We start from the raw sequence: 18639 nt of genomic DNA, 5'->3' as shown, positions 1-18639 counted from the left end.
TTCTCTCTCGTTCTCTCTCTAGTTTCGGGCCTTCATTCCCTCTTTGATTTCCTTTCACTCTCGTTCTCTATCCAGTTCGGGCTTTCATCCCTTCTTTGATGTACTATTCCACTGGCTCTCTCATCAGCTCAAGGCCTTCCCTTCCCCCCTACCTTCCCCCCGTCCGTCAGTTCTCTTAACTCTCAAAACGACAAAAGACCAAATCGCATACGATTTGGTCCAAGCCTCTGTATTTTTCTACTTCCTTATACCTTCGAAACATTCTCAACTGGGGCTTTATTACTTGTATTAAACTCTCTCATCTTCGCTTTTACTGTAGCCACAATGGCTTCTTTACCTGGTGTCGTAATGGCACGATTATCGTAAATGTCACTGTCGTTTACTAATACGTCACGCACCGCTTTTGCCCATGCTTGTAAACATTCGGTATTCACATTGATCTTTGCATGTCCAAGCTCAATTGCTTTTTTGATTTGGTAATCTGGGATGCCAGATCCCCCGTGAAGAACCAATGGAATACCTGTCATTTCTGAAATTTGTTTCATTTCAGCAAAACCGAGTTGAGGTTCACCTTGGTAAGGTCCGTGAACGGATCCTAAAGCGGCAGCCAACGCGTCCACTCCTGTTTCTTCAACAAGACGCAAACATTCATATGGGTCAGCATATTTCACACCACCAATTAATCCATCTTCCATTCCACCAACAGTTCCCACTTCTGCTTCTACCGAGACGTTGTGACGTTTGGCATAGTCAACCACTTCTTTTGTCATCGCAATGTTCTCTTCAATCGTATAGTGAGACCCATCGATCATCACAGAAGTAAACCCCGCATCAATGGCCTGTTTACATCTCTCCACATTCATTCCATGATCTAAATGCAGGGCAACCGGTACCGTAATTTCCATTCCCTCAACAAGTGACTTTACCATTGCTGCAATTGTTTTAAAACCACCTAAATAATCGACAAGTCGATCTGAAGCTGCGACAATAACTGGTCCACGTTCTTCTTGAGCTGCTTCTAAAATCGCTTGTGCCCACTGTAAGCTATTAATATTGTATTGCCCAACCGCATAGCTTCCCTCTTTTGCGAGTTGAAGCATTTCTTTCATTGAAACTAATGCCATTTTCTTAGTCCCTCCCTTTAAGCTCTTTCCATTCTTAGAAAGCACTGAATAAGGAAAAATGCCCTTTTTCAGTGCTCTCCATAGATTTAAATCTAGTTAGACTTTTACTTTTTGAAATAATTTTTCATCAATATACTTACGCGCAATTAACGCATACTCTAATGGGTGGGCTTTTGCTGGATCTTGTTCGGCTTCAATAACGATCCACCCTTTGTAGTTATGATCAAGCAAAGTTTCATAAACTTCTGTGAAATCAATACAACCATCACCTGGTACAGTAAACATACCATGTAAAAATGAATCTAAGAACGATTTACCTGCTGTCTGACATTCTTCTAATTTGTTCTGTCTGACGTCTTTAAAATGGACATGTTTAATGCGATTCATATGCTTTTTTAATAAAGTCATGTAATCACGATCTGATACATAAATGTGCCCAGTATCGTAAAGAAGATGAACATGACTAGGATCCGTATTTTCTAATAAACGATCGATTTCATCTAACGTTTGAACACCTGTACCCATATGGTGGTGAAATACTAAATGTAAATCATATTGCTCGGCGATTTTTCCGAGCTCATTTAATCCTTGGCTTAACATATTCCATTCCTCATCTGTAAAATAAGGCTTTTCTTCAAACACATTCTTTTTTGTGCCTTGAATGCTGTATGTTTGTTCAGAAACAACCGCAACAGCTGCATTTACTTGCTGTAAATTTGCACAATGCTTGTGGAATTCCTTTGCTACTTCTTCTAGTCCATCACGAATTAAAAAGCTTGAGAACCATTGTCCGGCGATTTTTAAATTACGCAAACTAAGTTCTTTGTTTAGTACTTTTGCTTCAGGAAAGAATCCTCCCACTTCCGTACCTTGAAACCCAGCTACAACAATATCACTTAATAAGTGTTGCAATGTATTTTCTGCACCGATTTCTGGAATATCATCATTACGCCAGCCGATTGGGGCAATTCCCCATAAAATATCTTGATTACTCATTAGCATTCACCTTCTACTCTTAATATTGCTTTGCATTTTTTAGTTTTTCTTGCTTGAATTCATATGCCTTTTGAATTCCTTCACGATCAGATACTTCAGAAACTCCTAAGTTCCACCAGCTTCCGTCATAACCATCTGTCATTGTTTTAGGAAGGACTTTCATTTCAATTAGTGTAGAACAGTCTTGTTTCTTCGCATCCTCTAAAGCTGCCTTTAACTCTTCTACTGTGTTAGCGCGATATGATTTTGCTCCATACCCTTCAGCGACTTTTGCATAATCTACATTTAAAATCTGATTATCGTCCGTTCTAAATTCACAGAAGTAACTTCCGCCGCCAAAATCCATTTGTAGATTGTTAATACAACCATAGCCAGAGTTATCAAATAAGAGGACATTGATTTTTTTATTATACTGAATCGCTGTAACAAACTCAGAGTGAAGCATTAGAAAACTTCCATCACCAACCATCGTATATACTTCTTTTGATGGTTCAGCTAATTTTAATCCTAATGTTCCTGAAACTTCATATCCCATACATGAATACCCATACTCAAGGTGATACGTATTAGGAACTGATGAATGCCATAGGCGTTGTAAGTCTCCTGGCAGCGAACCAGCAGCACAAATGATGATACTATCTGGATCAATAGTCTCATTAATGGTCAACAATGCTGTTGTTTGAGCAAATTCTGTTCCTAATGCATCTGCATACTCATTTAACACTTCTTGAGAGAAGTGATCTTTTATCTCAGGAACAAAACCTTCTCGACTAAATGTTACTTTGCTTAAGCGGTCACGCTCGGCTAACCATTCTTCCTTCAGTTCCGTAATCGTGTTCCCGAACTGACTTTCATACCCTTCTAGCATTGGGGTTAATGCTTCAAAAGTAGTTCTTGCATCAGCTACGACCTGATAGCCATCAAGCTTGTAAGCTTGCATACGGCTAACATTCACGTTTAAAAATTTCGCTTCATCAAAATTAAAGATCGTTTTTGATGATGTAGCAAAGTCTGTGTATCTTGTACCTACACCTATGACAAGGTCTGCTTGTTGAGCTGCCTTGTTAGCTGCAAGTGTTCCTGTAATACCAAGACCGCCAAGATTGTTTTTAAACGAGTGCTCAATGGTTGACTTTCCAGCTTGCGTTTCGACTAAAGGTACATTATATTTCTCTGAAAATTCTACTAAAATATCGCGCGCTTCAGAATATTTCGCTCCTCCACCAACAACAATTAGTGGCTTTTTGCTAGCTTTAATTAGTTCAGCTGCACCTTTTAATTCACGATTACTAGCTGGTTTACGGTCAATGTAATGAACGCGCTTTACAAAGAACTTTTCATCAAAATCAAACGCTTCCCCTTCCACATCTTGCGAGATACAAACCGTTGCAGGGCCTGACCTTGCCGGATCTGTCATCACTTCAAATGCCCGAATTAAACTTGACATTAATTGTTCAGGGCGGGTTACACGATCCCAGTATCTTGATACTGGCTTTAAGGCATCATTTGTCGTAATAGCAAGACTATGCTCTTGCTCGATTTGCTGCAAAACAGGATCTGGTTGACGAGTCGCATACGTATCAGCCGGAATTAACAACACTGGAATATTGTTAGCAAGAGCCGTTCCAGCCGCTGTTACTAAGTTAGCTGACCCTGGTCCACTTGACGTTGTAATTGCATAAATCTTTTTGCGAAGCAATTGTTTACTATAAGCAATCGCAGCATGTGCCATACCTTGTTCGTTTTTCCCTTGAATCACTTTTAAATGTCCCGGATCACTTTCAAGCGCTTGACCGATCCCTAATACATTTCCATGACCAAAGATATTAAAAATTCCTTCTACAAATGGAATCTCTTCTCCATCTACATGAATATACTGTTGATTTAGAAATTTAATTAAAGCTTGCGCTGTTGTTAGTCTAATTGTTTTCATAAGCTTTCTCCTCTATCCCACTGAAATGGTTTCATTTTTTGCAATTAATCCTTCAATCTCTTCTACAGATGGCATGGCATCTGACGAGCTGTGCTTACTTACAACAATGGATGCTGATGCACTACCATATTTCAATGCTGTTTCGATATCTTTCCCACTAATAAGAGCGAATAGGAATGCTGATGCATATGAATCACCCGCACCAAATGTTTTTAATACTTTCGTTTTATAAGCTAAACCTCTAAAAACTTCTCCAGATTTCGTATAAGCATAAGAGCCTTCGACACCATGTTTAATGACGACTAAATCAGGTGAATGTTGGAATAAGTAATTTACTGTGTCTTCGTTCTTGCCTTCTGTTGTTCTATTTTCAAGTGCATCAAATTCTTCACGAGTACCAATTACAACATCAGATTGTTCGGCAACTAAGGAATAGTACACAGCCGTTTCTTCAGTATTATTCCAAGAATACGGACGATAATCTAGCTCAAAAATAACCTTTACATCGTTTTTCTTCGCTAGACTTACCGCTTTTAACATCGCTTCACGAGATGGGCTTTTTGATAGTGCTGTACCTGAAACTAGTAGAATTTTTGCTTTTTTAATATATTCTTCATCCACTTCACTTGGATCAAGATAAAGGTCTGCTACATCTTGTCTGTACATTAAAATGCTGCATTCTTCAGGACTCTTAATCTCTGTAAAAGCTAAGCCCGTTTTATGACCATCTTTGTCTACAACCATATTTGTTGTGTCAATCCCAACTTCTCTCATGTATTGCTCAATGAAACGACCATGTTGATCGTCTGCAAGCTTTCCAATAAAACCAGCTTTCAATCCTAGTTTTGAACTTCCAATAGCAATGTTGGCTGGTGATCCACCAACATATTTAGAAAATGTCATCGTTTCTTCCATTGGGCGATTATACTCAACTGCATTTAAATCAATGCACGCACGACCTACTGCAATAATATCGAATTCTCTGTTGTCATTAAATTTATAATTCATTTTATCTAACACTCCTCTTAATAGTTTATTAACCTTTTAGAATCCACTCATGGTCAGGGTCATTATGAAACTTCCAAACACGAGTTGGCCCTGCCATTACGTTTAAATAGTATGAAGTATATCCTTCTGGAACACCTACTGGATGATACCCTACTGGAACGATAACCATGTTTCCGTTTTCAACTGTCATCGTCTCATCTAGTGAGCGATCGTCTGTATACACACGCTGAAAGACAAAACCTTGAGACGGATTCATTTCATGATAATACGTTTCTTCTAAGAACGATTCTTCTGGTAAGTTATCTTGATCATGTTTATGAGGAGGATAACTAGACCAGTTTCCGCTTTCTGTAAACACTTCTACAACTAGCAAACTATTTGCTGAAGGGTCTGAATCTGGTAAGATGTTATGAACCATTCTTTTGTTATTTCCTGTACCTCTATGCTCAACCCCATTATCGGAAGCAGAGATTAATTTTGTTGGTAGTTGTTTTTCTGAAGGGGAATAGCAAAGTGCTACACGCGCTTGACTTACTGCTTTCACCTCAAAGGTCCGATCATTTGAAACATAAACACTATCGGTCGGAACTTTCTCGAAAACAGATTCTCTAGTTCCAATATTATCAAATACGACTTCTTGGTCCGTTACATTGATCTTCCCTGTTACCGCGACAATACAACATTCTAGTTTACCTAACACCTCTGAATATGTAGCTCCGGGAGCTAAATCAATCATCTTAAAATTCACATATTCAAGAGAGGAGTTTTCAGATGTTACATCATGGACGAGTTTTAAACCGTCTTTTAGTTCCGTATTTTCTGGCTTGCGAAGTAATTTACTCATTGCACTACCTCCTAAAGATCATCATGTTCATCAAGGTCTCTCAAATGAGAGTGAAATCGATTTCATTGAAGCGTATACTAATACTATTTATATAAAACTGTTAACAGATAACATAACCATTTTTGTGACAGAAGTTACTTTAAACAAGTTTTTTGTCATGTTTTGGTTATGTTTTGATTACTTCTGTTTCAGAATAATATTAAAAGCGCTTTCGGTCAATACTTTTTCGTGATTTTTCTAATTATTTTTTATGTACTCATCCCTTATGTATCAATAATGAAATCAATTACACTAGTACTAAAAGTACTAGTCGTTGGCATTCAAAAAGAAAAGTGTCCTTTTTAAGCGCTTATGTGGAAGATGACTAGTACTTTTATTTAGCTTGCTTATTTTTTACGATGATTTTTTCTTGAATCAATGTAAACAGCTGCAACAATGATTGCGCCTTTAACGATTTGTTGCCAGTATGAACTAACACCTAGAAGATCTAGACCATTGTTCATTACACCAATGATTAAGGCACCAATAATTGTTCCACCTACTGTACCAATTCCTCCAAAAAGACTAGTACCACCAATTACAGCTGCTGCAATGGCATCTAACTCAAACATGATACCCGCTTGTGGTTGACCTGAAGCAATCCTTGCAGTAAGAATCATACCTGCAACACCACCTAAAAGCCCTGCATATGCATAAACCATTAACTTAATTCTGCTTACATTAATTCCGGCTGTCACAGCTGCTTGCTCGTTTCCACCGATTGCATACACATACTTACCAATCTTTGTTTTATTAAGCAAGATCCATGTAACCAAACCTACAAATCCAAAAATGATGACCGGTACCGGAATACCTGCAATCATTCCTTGACCGATAAATGTAAACGTTTCTGAAATTCCACCAATAGGTCTACCGTCACTATAGAGCATCGCTGCACCACGAGCAGCTGTCATCATTCCTAACGTTGCGATAAATGGAGCTAACATTCCTTTGGCTACAAGTGTACCGTTAACTAGACCAACTAGTAAACCAACACCTAAAGCAACTAAAATAGGAACGACTATTGGAAAATCCCCTTGAGCAAACGTTGCCACAACAACAGAAACTAATGCAATAAGTGAACCAGAAGATAAGTCGATCCCTTTTGTAATAATAATCGGTGTAACCCCTATTGCGATAATACCAATAATTGACATTTGTCTAACAATGTTAATTAGGTTAGTTGTACTTAAAAAATGTGGAGTTAAAATAGACATTAAAACAATGAGTAAAATTAGAATGATAAATATGCCATATTTCTTTAAGATATTCATCGCTAGTTCTTTACCTTGTTTATTTTTCACTTGTTTTGTTTCCGTCTTTTCTAGCTCTAGACCCATATTACTTTCCTCCAAACTTAATATTGACGTATTTTTCAGTTATATTTGCTAAACAATCTTTTCCGCGTCACTAATTTCATTGCTTTTCTCAACATTCTCCGCTTGACCAGTAGCATATTGCATAATTTTTTCTTGGTTGGCTTCTTCTCTGCTTAATTCACCAGTGATTTTTCCTTCATGCATCACAATCACACGATCACACAGACCAAGTATTTCTGCCATTTCCGAAGAAACAACGACAATTGCTTTTCCTTGACTGGCAAGTTCAAATATAATGTTGTAAAACTCTGATTTCGCTCCTACGTCAATTCCACGAGTTGGTTCGTCTAAGAATAAAATGTCTGGGTTCTTCAATAACCATCTAGCAAGCAATACTTTTTGTTGATTCCCCCCACTTAAATTCTCGACAATTTGATCGATATTCGGGGTTTTAATTCGAAGGCTTTCTTTTTGAGTTTGACAATCAGATTTCACTTTTTTATAATTCAACAACCCCATAGAAATATATTGATCAATATTTACTGTGATCATGTTTTCTCTTACAGATAAAGGTAAAAATAGGCCAGTAAGCTTGCGATCTTCGGTTAAAAACCCTAAGTTGTTTTTTATGGCATCTTGTGGTGATTTTATATTCACTTGTTTTCCGTGAACGTATACTTCCCCTTCGTGAGCGCTCTTGACCCCAAAGATTGTTTCCATCACTTCGGTTCTTCCGGCTCCCATTAAACCAGCAAAGCAAACGATTTCACCTTTTCGAACTTGAAAATTTACATCTTTAAACGAACCTTCATGTCGTAAATTTTTTACTGATAGTGCCACTTCGCCAATCTTAGAATCTGGTTTATTAAATACTTGATTTAATTCTCGTCCTACCATCATTTTAATCAATCTATCTTTTTCCATATCTGCCGCTCGATCGGTACCGATATATTGACCATCTCTAAAAACAGAAATATCATCGGCAATTTCGTACAACTCACTCATCTTGTGAGTAATGTAAATAATCCCAACACCTTTTTCTTTTAGAGAGCGTATCATCTTAAACAATTGAGCAACTTCTTTTTCTGTAATAGCGGAGGTTGGCTCATCCATAATGACTAACTTTGAATCAAAGGATATCGCTTTAGCAATCTCCACCATCTGAGTATTTGCTATACTTAAATCAATCATCTTTGTCTTAGGATCAAGATTAATTTCTAAACTTTTTAATAAATCCCGCGTCATTTGATAGAGTTCGCGATTATTAACGAGTCCACTTTTCCCGTATGTTGGTTCCCTCCCCAAGAAAATGTTTTCCGCAATGGTCATCTCAGGAATAGGACTTAGCTCTTGATGAATCATGGATATCCCTTTATCCAAAGAATCATTAATATTGTTAAACTTAATTTTTTCCCCGTCAAAAAATATTTCACCCGTATCTGGTGTGTACATACCAATGATAATTTTCATAAGAGTCGATTTTCCAGCTCCATTTTCACCCATTAATGCATGGACACTGCCTTTTCTAACTTTTAATTGAACATTATCTAAAGCTTTTACGCCCGGGAACTCTTTTGTAACATTTTTCAATTCTAAAATATAATCACTCATTAATTAACCCTCCCACTTCCGATAGGATTATTGATCATCTTTGGGATAAAAGGAAACCAAAAAGGTTTCCTTTTATCCTATGTTTCTTGTTATTCATATTTAGCGATATACTCATCTACATTCTCAGGTGTTACAAGTTGATAAGGGACTAAAACGTCTTCTACTTCCTCACCGTTTGCTGCTTTTACAGCTGTAATAATACTGTTTGCTCCCTGGCCTTTTGCATCTTGAAATACGGTTACACCAAGCTGTCCTGCTTTCATAGATTCTAAAGCTGCTGGTGTAGCATCGATTCCGGCAACTAATACATCCTCTAATTTTCCGGCTGCTTCCAATGCTAGAATTGCTCCAAGAGCCATCTCATCATTATTTGCCACTACTGCGTCAATATCTGCACCTGAATTCAACCAGTTTTCCATTAATCTCATACCTTCAGAACGGTCAAACTTTGCTGTATTTTGAAGCACTACTTCTAAGCCATCATGTTGATCGATAATTTCAATATTTCCTTCTGTTCTCTTAATTTGTGCTTCGTGGCCTAGCATCCCTTCCATGATAGCGATATTTCCTTCTCCGCCTAACAACTCAGCTACTTCCTCCATTTGTAAGAGGCCTGATTGAATTGATTCAGATCCTACGTATGCTGTTGCTTCTTCTACTCCGTCAAAAGTTCGGTTCGCAACAATAATTGGAATTCCTGCATTGTTCACTAAGTTGATAATATCAACCGCTGCTGTTGTATCAACCGGGTTGATCACAATTGCATCAACATTTCGAGTGATAAAGTTTTCAATTTGGTCCATTTGTCTTGCACTATCATTTTGAGCATCACTATAAATAAATTCAAAGTCTGGATGATTTTCTGCTTCTTCTTTCATTGCATCTTGCATGTACGTTAAAAATTCATCTAGGTTGGAAATGGAAACACCAATTGTTTTCTTATCTCCAGAGCTCTCTTCCGAACCCGAACTTGCTTCATTTCCACCTCCGCAAGCAGTTACAAATAATAACATGACTAAACCAACAACCATCAGTACAGATTTTTTGAATTTCATTTTGCAATTCCCCCCGAAATAAATGTTTTTCTGCAATCGCTTTCATAAGACCTCAAAAAAATACTTCATCGACAGTTTGTCATAGGACCCTTTATGAAGACTATATCACCGTCCTTTTCTTAGTAAAACATTCCTGAATGCTCGAGAATCAGAAATGCATCACTTGTGCAATCGATTACAAATTATCGAATGCGCTTTCATTTATTATCTTAAAGATACAGGAATGTGTCTATTTTGTAAACGCTTTTTTATAAATTACTTTAAAATTCTTTAAGTTTATATCCTTCTAATCTGAAAAAACCTTGTTTTATAAGGTTTTTACTTGTAAACGATTACATGTGGTGTAGTGAAGGGAAAAAAAGACAACTCGTCCACTACTAAACTTTAAAAATACATGATCTTCCATTTTACGGAAAGTTTAAGAAATTAAAAAAAGATGTGACTAAAAGCCGCATCTTTTTTCAAGTACTCTCTTCCGTTTTGGGGAATCCAGTTGCAACATTTCTAGTAGAGTAAAAAAGAATAAAACCATTTTCTAATTATTGATAATCCACCCATACAGCTCCATTATCAGCAGAGCGAACACAATTCTCAACCCACCTAACACCCTCTACTCCTGCTTCTATTCCTGGGTACCAACTGTTTTCTAGCTGTCTACCCTGGTCCTTTTCTTCCATTGCCATCGCAAAACGCGTATACAGATTTGACCAGGCTTCAAACAACCCTTCAGGATGTCCTCCTGCAATACGATCATCCGCTAAAGCTTGTGGATAAAGGTAATTCATTCCTCGCTCTAAAATTTGAACTGGTTTACCTTGTTCTTCGTATCGGAGCTGATTCGGTTGTTCATCCCACCATTCAATGCTAGCCTTTGAACCAATAACTCGAATTGTTTGGCTATGCATTGATCCCGCATTCACGGCACTTGACCATACTGTTCCAATTGCACCATTTTCATATTCCATAATCGTGTAAGCATTATCCTCTAGTGGAGCTCTTGTTTTGACGAAACTTTGACGCGTGCACATTAGCTTTTTGATTTTAAGGTTTGGCAGCATCACTTCAGATAAATAAAGAGGATGTGTTCCTAAATCACCTAACACATAACTTGGGCCAACAATCTTTGGGTCAACGCGCCATTTTGTGCTTGGATTGTCTATTTCTACAGCTTCAGAATGAAACCCGTGAGCAAATTGCATATTAATGATTCTGATTTCACCAAGCTCTCCATTTGCAATCATCTGACGTCCTTGCTCGATTGCCTGGTATCCTGAATACCCATAAGTAATTCCAACGACTCGTTTTTTTTCTTTAGCTAGTGCTTCTAGCTCTTTCGCTTCTTCCGTTGTAAAGCAAAGGGGCTTTTCACATATAACATGTAAATTAGCTTCTAGAGCAGCCTTACAAATTTCATAGTGTGTTCCATTTGGGGTCGCAATGGATACAGCTTGGATGCCATCTTCACGTTTGGCTTCTTCCTCAAACATAGTTTTATAATCAGAATAACAACGCTTTGAATCCAGATGTAAATTTATACCAAAATCCAAACCACGCTCTGCGTTTATATCAAACGCCCCTGCAACCAATTGAAAATTATGATCTCTTAAAGCAGCAGAACGATGGATGTAACCAATTTGACTACCTCGTCCACCTCCTACCATTGCCCAACGAATCGGCTGTTCAACTTTCTTTTCACCATTAATCATAACCCCATTCCCCCATTTCTCTTATTCTTAATAACCAACTTGTTTTAAATAGGCCAAGCTCTGACTAACATCATCTAAACTAGTCCCTGCATTCCTTGGATCTCGCTCTTGTTCTATCGTAACGTATCCATGGTAATTGATCTCCTTAAGTAATTCGTGAATTGTTTCATAATCCATGATTCCTTGCCCAATCGGACACATAACACCTTTAGCACAGGCATCGAAAAAGCGAATATGTTCATTCATCACTTCTTCATACATCTGTACATCAATATCTTTAAAATGAATGTAATCGATTCGATCTGCACAAAGACGCAGCCATTGAATCGGGTCCATTTTTGAATAATATAAATGTCCTGTGTCTAAACAAAGACCCGCAGTTTCATATGGTATATCATTCACAAGTTTAGTAATTTCATCTTCGAATTCAATATACCCCCTGCATGTGGGTGAATAACGGGACGGACTCCATATTGCGTCCACGCCTTCTCAGAAATAGCGCTAATGTGATTCATCATCTTTTTCCAATCACCTTCTGATAGACGCTGTGCTTGTTCAGGATGCCCGGCTTTGTAATCACGTTCATCATGTCCCCAATCGATAATAACGAGATAAGGGGTTGGGAATTTCTGACCTTCTTCCTTTGGTGCTGGAGGAAGTTTCGTAATTAGAGAGCAAATATCATCTACTTGCTTTAGTAAATTTTTAAGGTTCGATTCAGATACCAGGTCATCGAAAATTGTCCCTGCTATTATGGTTAAATCATTTTTAGAGAGTTCCTGTTGAACTCGTATTATATCCATAGGGATATAACCATAAGGTCCTAATTCAATTCCTTTATATCCTGCTTTAGATGCTTCTCTTAGTACCTTTTCCCATGGTGGCAAATAAGGGTTTTTGGGGTCATCTACCCCCCAACAGCAAGGAGCACCAGCTATTTTAAGAGACATATATTTCACCTCCACACCTATAAAAAATTTTTATAAACAAAAATCCCCCTCCATTTGATAGGGGAGCAAGTAAATGGAGGGAGATTATAGGAATTTACGGCTTCAATATTATACGAATTGCGTTTTTGCTTCTTCATACTCAAAGTCAACCCAAACTGACCCTTGATCAGCTGAACGTACACAATTCTCAATCCAACGAACTCCTTCTAACCCTGCGTTAATATCAGGATAGACAAGATGATCTAACGTGTCTTGATCTCCACGATTTTTAGCATCCATGGCAATAGCAAATTTGAGATAAATATTTGCCCAAGAATCCGATAAACCCTCCACATGCAAAGCTCCTAATCTTTCATCTGCATTGCAGCTTTCATCCAAATAAGGCATCGCACGAATTAACGTTTGAGCAGGTTGGCCCTGTATTTCATAGGATAACTCACCAGGCTTGCTGTCCCACCATTCTAGACTTGCCTTTGACCCTACAATTCGAATTCGATGACCATCCATACAACCTGCGTTTACAGATGATGTCCATAGTCTTCCTACGGCACCATTTTCATAGTGCATGAGTACATAAGCATTATCTTCAAGCGGTGCCCGGCTCTCGATGAAGCTTTGACGGTCACAAAGGAGCTTGCTGATTTTCATATCAGGCATAATCAATTGCGACATATAGTAGGTATGAGTGGAGAGGTCACCTAAAACAAAACTAGGTCCTGCAATTTTCGGATCAACACGCCATTTCTGTGCATCACTAAATTTGTCAGCTTCATCTGTTGAATTAAAACCATGTGTATACTGAAGCTCTACCATACGAATGTCACCAATATCTCCCTTTTCAATCATTGCCCTCATCTGGAGCAACATTTGATTGCCTGAGAATCCATACGTCACCCCTACTATTTTGCCTTTTTCTTCAGCGAGCTGTTTAATCTCTATAACCTCTTTCGTTGTAAAAAATAAAGGTTTCTCACAAATGACATGAAGATTAGCCTCTAATGCCGCTTTACAAATTTCATAGTGAGTACCATTTGGAGTTGCAATCGAGACAACCTCAACTCCATCATCACGTTTCGCTTCCTCAGTAAACATCGTTTTATAATCGGCATAGCAACGATCTTCCTCTACACCAATATGAACACCAAACTCTTTTCCTCTTTCAGGATCAATATCAAAGGCACCTGCAACTAATTGAAAAGCTGTATTGTCTCTAAGTGCTCCCGTACGGTGTTTATAACCTACTTGGCTAAGTCTTCCGCCACCTACCATTGCCCAACGTAAAGGTCTTGTAATTTTTTTCTCTCCATTCAACATACCTATTCCCCACTTTCATTATAAAATATCGTGATATTGCTTTTTGTAACTTTAAAAACAGTGTTAAGATATATGCTGTGATGTTCTATGAATGAACCAAGTATATCGAGAATCAACAAAAACAAAAATACATAACATTGCTTTTTTATTCATCATTCTTGCTTTTTATGTAAGCGTAACCATATAATGAATGAAAAGACCGTTGAAAGGAGTAAAATATGCTGCTTAATGAAACCGGAGTACTAGACGGCTCCCACTATTATTTTTTTACACCCTCTGAAACAATTAAAAAGTATTATTATCATTTGATCTGCTGCGGCCATTATTATTGCAATGCCGATTATGAGATTAAACGAGACTATTTTCCTTACTTCCTATTAGTTTACATTCGAAATGGGGAGCTTCATGTAAACTACCAAGATAAATCAGTAACAGCCAAAAAAGGGGATATTTTGTTACTTGACTGTCGTGAACCTCATCATTATTACGGTACGGACGGCCTAGAATTTATTTATATACACTTTGAGGGCCCTAACTCACATGAATTATGCAGCTATATTTTAAAACAACACGGTTTTTTCTTTCAAAATAAACGAAATATCGAGATAGGAAAAAAATTGTATCAGATGGTCTATACATATTATCATGACCAGGAAATGTCCATCTCTGAATCTACATGTCTCATCTATAGCATGATAAATAGTTTAACTATTAAACCAGAAAAACAAGAGGATGAAGTGTCACCAGTTGATGAAGCGATTCATTTTATCAAAGCAAATATTGAAAGGCAAATTACATTACAGGAGATTGCTAATTATGTGAAGTTAAGTCCTTTTTATTTTTCTCATATGTTTAAAATAGAAACAGGATACGCGCCTATTGAGTTTGCGACAAAAAACCGAATAGACACAGCCAAAACGTTATTAAAAACGACAACTTGTTCAATAGCAGATATTGCTTACCAAGTTGGATACAGTAGTAGCTCGGGATTTATTAATATCTTCTATAAAAAAGTTGGTTTTACCCCAACTGAATTCCGAAATCTTAGTATCTAAATTACCTTTTATTCAACAAAATGAACCCACGTTAGAGTTTATCTAACGTGGGTTCATTTTTATTTAGTACGAGAATACTCTAATCTTCTTAATTAACGGTTTCACAAACAGCATCTTTTCTATAAAATGCAGGTTTTTCTTGAAGTGTAATCGCTTCTTTTTCACCTGTGTTTTGTGCTTTCACGCATGCATCAGCTGTTACGGCTGCGATATAACCATCCCATGAAGTTGGACCTTGAGGCTCACCGTTTTTAACAACTGAATCAATGAAGTCTTGGATTTCAACATCATATGATTCCATAAAACGATATTTCCAATCTTGTAAAATGTTAGAGCTTAACTTGCCATTTTTACGTGTAACAACACTTGGGAATTCTGGTAAATAAGCAACGCCATCTTCACCAATTACTTCACATTGAATATCATAGCCATATTTGCAGTTTACAAATACTTCAACATTCATGACAATTCCACTGTTTGTTTCAATTGTAAATAGCTGCGGATCTTGTACTTTATCGTGTGCATATTTTGTTTTTCTTGGAAAAACAACCTGCACGGATTTATAATCATCATTCACTAGCCAGTGAAGGGCATCAATTTCGTGAATCAATGTATCAACTACAGCCATTTCTGTCACATAAGATTCAGGCACCTCTGGGTTACGGTGGACAGCACGAACCATAAGTGGTTGGCCAATCTCCCCTTTATCAATGGCTTCTTTTAATTGTACATAACCGCTATCATAGCGACGCATGAATCCTACTTGAACAAGTTTCTTGCCTTGCTTCATTTCTGCTTCTACAATTCGCATGCACCCTTCTGCCGTAGTGGCTAAAGGCTTTTCACAGAATACATATTTTCCTGCTTCCACAGCTGCTAATACCGTTGCTTCATGAGCAGGTCCCCAGCTCGTTACAACAACAACATCAACATTCTCATCAGCAATTAATGTTTTATCATCTGGATAGACAACAGCATCTAATTGATATTGTTCAACCGTTTGTTTTGCCGAATCTTGATTAACATCTGTTACAGCAACAATTTTGCCTCCAGATAATGAATTAGTAATTCGATTAATGTGTTCTCTCCCAATTGCACCAGTTCCAACTACACCAAATCTTAAAGTCATAATAGTTTCCTCCTAATCATGTAAAACGATTTCATTTTTTCTTAAATGAGTTTTTCCTATTAAACGCGAGAGTAATGATATTTTTCTAACACTTCCAACGTCGTTTCTTTTGCTTTTTTAATAACTTCTTCAGGATCCATTTCATAATATTCTGGTCTGAATAGTTCAACGGATACGACAAAATCATAGTTTAGTTCTTTCAATTTACTCAAATGTGCCCCTAAATCGATTACACCATGACCCGGCCAAACTCGATCTGTATCACGCATTTGTCCAACAGGTAATCCATCTACGTCATTAATATGGAAAATGAAAATTTTATCTGCTGTTTCTTCCGTTACATCCTCAAACCTTGATCCCATTCCAGTGAATTGGAATGTATCATATACAAGGCCAACGTTATCTCTATCAATTTCTTTAACAATTTCATAGGCCTGAGCAAAAGTATTCACTGTGTTCTCAGGGATTCCGATAAATTCAAGTGCAATCTTTACCCCATAAGGTTCTGCTAAATCAGATAATTGAGTTAATACTCGAACACAACTCTCATTTACTTCTTTTGTAAGAGTTTTTCCTTTTTCCGTTACATCAATATTTGAAGGAACAACAGCGATATATTCACAATCAATTTTTCTGCAAATTTCTAAGTATTCTTTAAATTCCTCTATCACTTTATCTTCATCTTCTTTTGTACGATTGTTGAAAAAGCATAGAGCATTTAATGAAAGCGGTTTAATTTTATGGCTATCAAAATACGCTTTCAAATCATCTAGTGTATGTTCTTCAAGGTAATCAATTAACTGGTCAATCGCACGAATTTCAATATAGTCATAACCATGTTTTTCGCAATACTCTAAATTCTGCTCTAGAGTTGCGCTTTCCCATGTTGTACCTTCGTTGAAAGCTAATTTCATTGTTTACTCCTCCATCCATAAAGGCTTGTTGTTATGTTGTTTTTGTATCTGTTTGTAGTTTATTTCATATTTGCTGTGAAACCTCTATAAATTCTTGCTCGAAAACTGTATATTATTGCTTACTTGTTCATTTCGCTACAGATAACAAATATCACACCAATAGCATAGTGAGTCATTGTAAGCAAAAGTGTCTGACAGCGATCTTTTTTTCAAACACTTTTGTCTCCATTCTAGCTTTCACCGCCTCCATGAATGACTTTTCTCCTCGGCTCTCTCCACATTCCGGCTTTCATCACCTCCATGAATGACTTTTCTCCTCGGCTCTCTCCACGTTCCGGCTTTCATCACCTCCATGAATGACTTTTCTCCTCGGCTTTCTCCACGTTCCGGCTTTCATCACCTCCATGAATGACTTTCCCTTCAACTTCCTCCACATTCCGGCTTTCATCACCATCATGAGTGGCTTTTCCCCTCTGACTCCTCCCCTTTCCGACCTTCATCACCTCTATCAGAAAACAAATACCCTAAATATTGAAATTATTATGTATAATATTAGTAAATTAAAAATAGAAAGGTTGTGGTATTATGCCCTTATAAATCACGTACTGAATCTAATGAACTACTTATTTTGAGATCATTAAACAATAGGATGCGATTATCAGACAAAGATCAGCAGTACTACTTCTATCTCGAAAAGGGGTTTGATGGAGAGAAAGCATTTGACTCATTGACAGAAACTCTTCGGTGTGAATGCCTCATTTTAAATGATTTACTACTCAAACAAAATAACACTTTATTTCAAATCGACTCATTGATCATTACCGAAGAATGGGTTTACTTATTCGAAGTTAAAAATTATGAAGGAGATTATCTTTATGATTCGGAAAGGTTTTACAAGACCCCCAACTCCGAAATAACGAATCCCTTTAATCAATTAATCAGATGTGAATCTCTGTTACGACGGTTATTTCAAAACATTGGATCTAACCTCCCTATACACGCATCCGTCGTTTTCATCAACCCCGAATTCACATTATATCAAGCGCCTCTTAACTTTCCTTTTATCTTTCCAACTCAAATTAGTAAACAGTTAACTAAACTCAGTACAACTCCCTCTAAGCTAAGTGCTCAACATAAGATGCTAGCTGATAAATTAGTTTCAATGCATATTACAGACCCCCCATTTAACCAATTACCCAATTATGATTATAGCAAGCTTCAAAAAGGAATTACTTGTGCCAAGTGCGCCTCTTTTTCAGTTTTCATTGAAGGAAGAAAATGCGTATGTAAAAAATGTCGATACGAAGAACCAAGTTCAGCTGCCATACTAAGAAATGTATAAGAGTATAAACGGCTATTACCAAATCGAAAAATGACAACAAACGAAATTTACGAATGGTGTGAATCAGTCCCATCTAAAAAAAGAGTCAGAGTCGTTCTAGAAAAAAACTTTACTCGAGTTGGCGTTCGCCAATGGTCCTTTTACGAATAAACCAAAAGCCCATCTAATATTGACACATTTTCATGAAAGACTTTCCTCATCTGAATCTCCCTCTCTTCGGCCCTCACACTCCTTATGAACGACTTTCCTCAGCCCAATCTCCCTCTCTTCGGCCTTCACACTCCTTTTGAACGACTTTCC

At 37.5% G+C, this 18639-nt stretch carries 17 protein-coding genes; 2 read left to right on the top strand and 15 right to left on the bottom strand.

Annotated features, from left to right (window positions below):
* Window positions 1-245: 245 nt before the first annotated feature.
* The 12 genes from fba to JCM9140_RS18480 form a co-directional block, all read right to left on the bottom strand.
* A complete protein-coding gene (fba, locus tag JCM9140_RS18530; protein ID WP_034750026.1) occupies window positions 246-1124 on the bottom strand; it encodes a class II fructose-1,6-bisphosphate aldolase in 879 nt (292 codons plus the stop codon).
* 96 nt (window positions 1125-1220) lie between these two features.
* Window positions 1221-2120, bottom strand: a complete 900-nt coding sequence (iolE, locus tag JCM9140_RS18525) for a myo-inosose-2 dehydratase (protein WP_034750023.1) — start codon at window positions 2118-2120, stop codon at window positions 1221-1223.
* Window positions 2121-2139: 19 nt separating this feature from the next.
* On the bottom strand, window positions 2140-4053 hold the full coding sequence (iolD, locus tag JCM9140_RS18520; protein WP_034750020.1) for a 3D-(3,5/4)-trihydroxycyclohexane-1,2-dione acylhydrolase (decyclizing): 1914 nt from the start codon (window positions 4051-4053) through the stop codon (window positions 2140-2142).
* 12 nt (window positions 4054-4065) lie between these two features.
* Complete coding sequence (iolC, locus tag JCM9140_RS18515; RefSeq protein WP_034750017.1) at window positions 4066-5061, bottom strand: 5-dehydro-2-deoxygluconokinase; 996 nt, start codon at window positions 5059-5061, stop codon at window positions 4066-4068.
* A gap of 28 nt (window positions 5062-5089) precedes the next feature.
* Window positions 5090-5905, bottom strand: coding sequence for a 5-deoxy-glucuronate isomerase (iolB, locus tag JCM9140_RS18510; RefSeq protein WP_034750014.1), 816 nt, complete (start codon window positions 5903-5905; stop codon window positions 5090-5092).
* A 386-nt stretch (window positions 5906-6291) separates the two neighbouring features.
* On the bottom strand, window positions 6292-7284 hold the full coding sequence (locus JCM9140_RS18505) for an ABC transporter permease (RefSeq protein WP_034750010.1): 993 nt from the start codon (window positions 7282-7284) through the stop codon (window positions 6292-6294).
* 48 nt (window positions 7285-7332) lie between these two features.
* Window positions 7333-8874, bottom strand: a complete 1542-nt coding sequence (locus JCM9140_RS18500) for a sugar ABC transporter ATP-binding protein (protein WP_034750008.1) — start codon at window positions 8872-8874, stop codon at window positions 7333-7335.
* Between the two features lie 89 nt (window positions 8875-8963).
* Window positions 8964-9929, bottom strand: coding sequence for a sugar ABC transporter substrate-binding protein (locus tag JCM9140_RS18495; RefSeq protein ID WP_034750005.1), 966 nt, complete (start codon window positions 9927-9929; stop codon window positions 8964-8966).
* Between the two features lie 539 nt (window positions 9930-10468).
* A complete protein-coding gene (locus tag JCM9140_RS18490; RefSeq protein WP_034750003.1) occupies window positions 10469-11635 on the bottom strand; it encodes a Gfo/Idh/MocA family protein in 1167 nt (388 codons plus the stop codon).
* 27 nt (window positions 11636-11662) lie between these two features.
* Entirely contained in the window at window positions 11663-12037 is a 375-nt protein-coding gene (locus JCM9140_RS24705) for a sugar phosphate isomerase/epimerase family protein (protein ID WP_235715405.1), read from the bottom strand.
* Window positions 12034-12585, bottom strand: coding sequence for a sugar phosphate isomerase/epimerase family protein (locus JCM9140_RS24700; protein ID WP_235715404.1), 552 nt, complete (start codon window positions 12583-12585; stop codon window positions 12034-12036). The genes JCM9140_RS24705 and JCM9140_RS24700 overlap by 4 nt, the downstream gene beginning before the upstream one ends.
* Before the next feature lie 108 nt (window positions 12586-12693).
* Complete coding sequence (locus JCM9140_RS18480; RefSeq protein WP_034750001.1) at window positions 12694-13899, bottom strand: Gfo/Idh/MocA family protein; 1206 nt, start codon at window positions 13897-13899, stop codon at window positions 12694-12696.
* Between the two features lie 218 nt (window positions 13900-14117).
* Between JCM9140_RS18480 and JCM9140_RS22785 the strand changes: the two genes are divergently transcribed.
* Window positions 14118-14954: a helix-turn-helix domain-containing protein gene (locus tag JCM9140_RS22785; protein ID WP_052002377.1), complete on the top strand. Its 837-nt coding sequence runs from the start codon at window positions 14118-14120 to the stop codon at window positions 14952-14954.
* A gap of 88 nt (window positions 14955-15042) precedes the next feature.
* Here the strand turns inward: JCM9140_RS22785 and iolG are convergent, their stop codons facing one another.
* The 3 genes from iolG to JCM9140_RS23955 all read right to left on the bottom strand — a co-directional run bounded on the left by iolG (window position 15043) and on the right by JCM9140_RS23955 (window position 17454).
* A complete protein-coding gene (gene iolG, locus JCM9140_RS18470; protein ID WP_034749999.1) occupies window positions 15043-16083 on the bottom strand; it encodes a bifunctional inositol 2-dehydrogenase/D-chiro-inositol 1-dehydrogenase in 1041 nt (346 codons plus the stop codon).
* A 59-nt stretch (window positions 16084-16142) separates the two neighbouring features.
* Window positions 16143-16997 carry a sugar phosphate isomerase/epimerase family protein gene (locus tag JCM9140_RS18465; RefSeq protein ID WP_034749997.1) on the bottom strand — a complete coding sequence of 285 codons (855 nt, stop codon included), beginning with the start codon at window positions 16995-16997 and terminating at the stop codon, window positions 16143-16145.
* A 292-nt stretch (window positions 16998-17289) separates the two neighbouring features.
* Complete coding sequence (locus tag JCM9140_RS23955) at window positions 17290-17454, bottom strand: hypothetical protein (protein ID WP_156314924.1); 165 nt, start codon at window positions 17452-17454, stop codon at window positions 17290-17292.
* Between the two features lie 192 nt (window positions 17455-17646).
* On the opposite strand from JCM9140_RS23955, the gene JCM9140_RS18460 reads away from it, so the two are divergent.
* Window positions 17647-18339, top strand: a complete 693-nt coding sequence (locus JCM9140_RS18460; RefSeq protein WP_369384458.1) for a nuclease-related domain-containing protein — start codon at window positions 17647-17649, stop codon at window positions 18337-18339.
* Window positions 18340-18639: the final 300 nt, after the last annotated feature.

Source organism: Halalkalibacter wakoensis JCM 9140, from assembly GCF_000513095.1.
In the GTDB taxonomy this organism is placed as follows: domain Bacteria; phylum Bacillota; class Bacilli; order Bacillales; family Bacillaceae_D; genus Halalkalibacter; species Halalkalibacter wakoensis.
The sequence above is the reverse complement of the archived record's forward strand: the minus strand, read 5'-3'. Positions and strand labels throughout refer to the sequence as shown.

Coding starts and splice junctions, on each gene's coding strand:
- fba (WP_034750026.1), bottom strand. CDS start 1,124: ATGGCATTAGTTTCAATGAAAGAAATGCTTCAACTCGCAAAAGAGGGA.
- iolE (WP_034750023.1), bottom strand. CDS start 2,120: ATGAGTAATCAAGATATTTTATGGGGAATTGCCCCAATCGGCTGGCGT.
- iolD (WP_034750020.1), bottom strand. CDS start 4,053: ATGAAAACAATTAGACTAACAACAGCGCAAGCTTTAATTAAATTTCTA.
- iolC (WP_034750017.1), bottom strand. CDS start 5,061: ATGAATTATAAATTTAATGACAACAGAGAATTCGATATTATTGCAGTA.
- iolB (WP_034750014.1), bottom strand. CDS start 5,905: ATGAGTAAATTACTTCGCAAGCCAGAAAATACGGAACTAAAAGACGGT.
- JCM9140_RS18505 (WP_034750010.1), bottom strand. CDS start 7,284: ATGGGTCTAGAGCTAGAAAAGACGGAAACAAAACAAGTGAAAAATAAA.
- JCM9140_RS18500 (WP_034750008.1), bottom strand. CDS start 8,874: ATGAGTGATTATATTTTAGAATTGAAAAATGTTACAAAAGAGTTCCCG.
- JCM9140_RS18495 (WP_034750005.1), bottom strand. CDS start 9,929: ATGAAATTCAAAAAATCTGTACTGATGGTTGTTGGTTTAGTCATGTTA.
- JCM9140_RS18490 (WP_034750003.1), bottom strand. CDS start 11,635: ATGATTAATGGTGAAAAGAAAGTTGAACAGCCGATTCGTTGGGCAATG.
- JCM9140_RS24700 (WP_235715404.1), bottom strand. CDS start 12,585: ATGTCTCTTAAAATAGCTGGTGCTCCTTGCTGTTGGGGGGTAGATGAC.
- JCM9140_RS18480 (WP_034750001.1), bottom strand. CDS start 13,899: ATGTTGAATGGAGAGAAAAAAATTACAAGACCTTTACGTTGGGCAATG.
- JCM9140_RS22785 (WP_052002377.1), top strand. CDS start 14,118: ATGCTGCTTAATGAAACCGGAGTACTAGACGGCTCCCACTATTATTTT.
- iolG (WP_034749999.1), bottom strand. CDS start 16,083: ATGACTTTAAGATTTGGTGTAGTTGGAACTGGTGCAATTGGGAGAGAA.
- JCM9140_RS18465 (WP_034749997.1), bottom strand. CDS start 16,997: ATGAAATTAGCTTTCAACGAAGGTACAACATGGGAAAGCGCAACTCTA.
- JCM9140_RS23955 (WP_156314924.1), bottom strand. CDS start 17,454: ATGATGGTGATGAAAGCCGGAATGTGGAGGAAGTTGAAGGGAAAGTCA.
- JCM9140_RS18460 (WP_369384458.1), top strand. CDS start 17,647: ATGCGATTATCAGACAAAGATCAGCAGTACTACTTCTATCTCGAAAAG.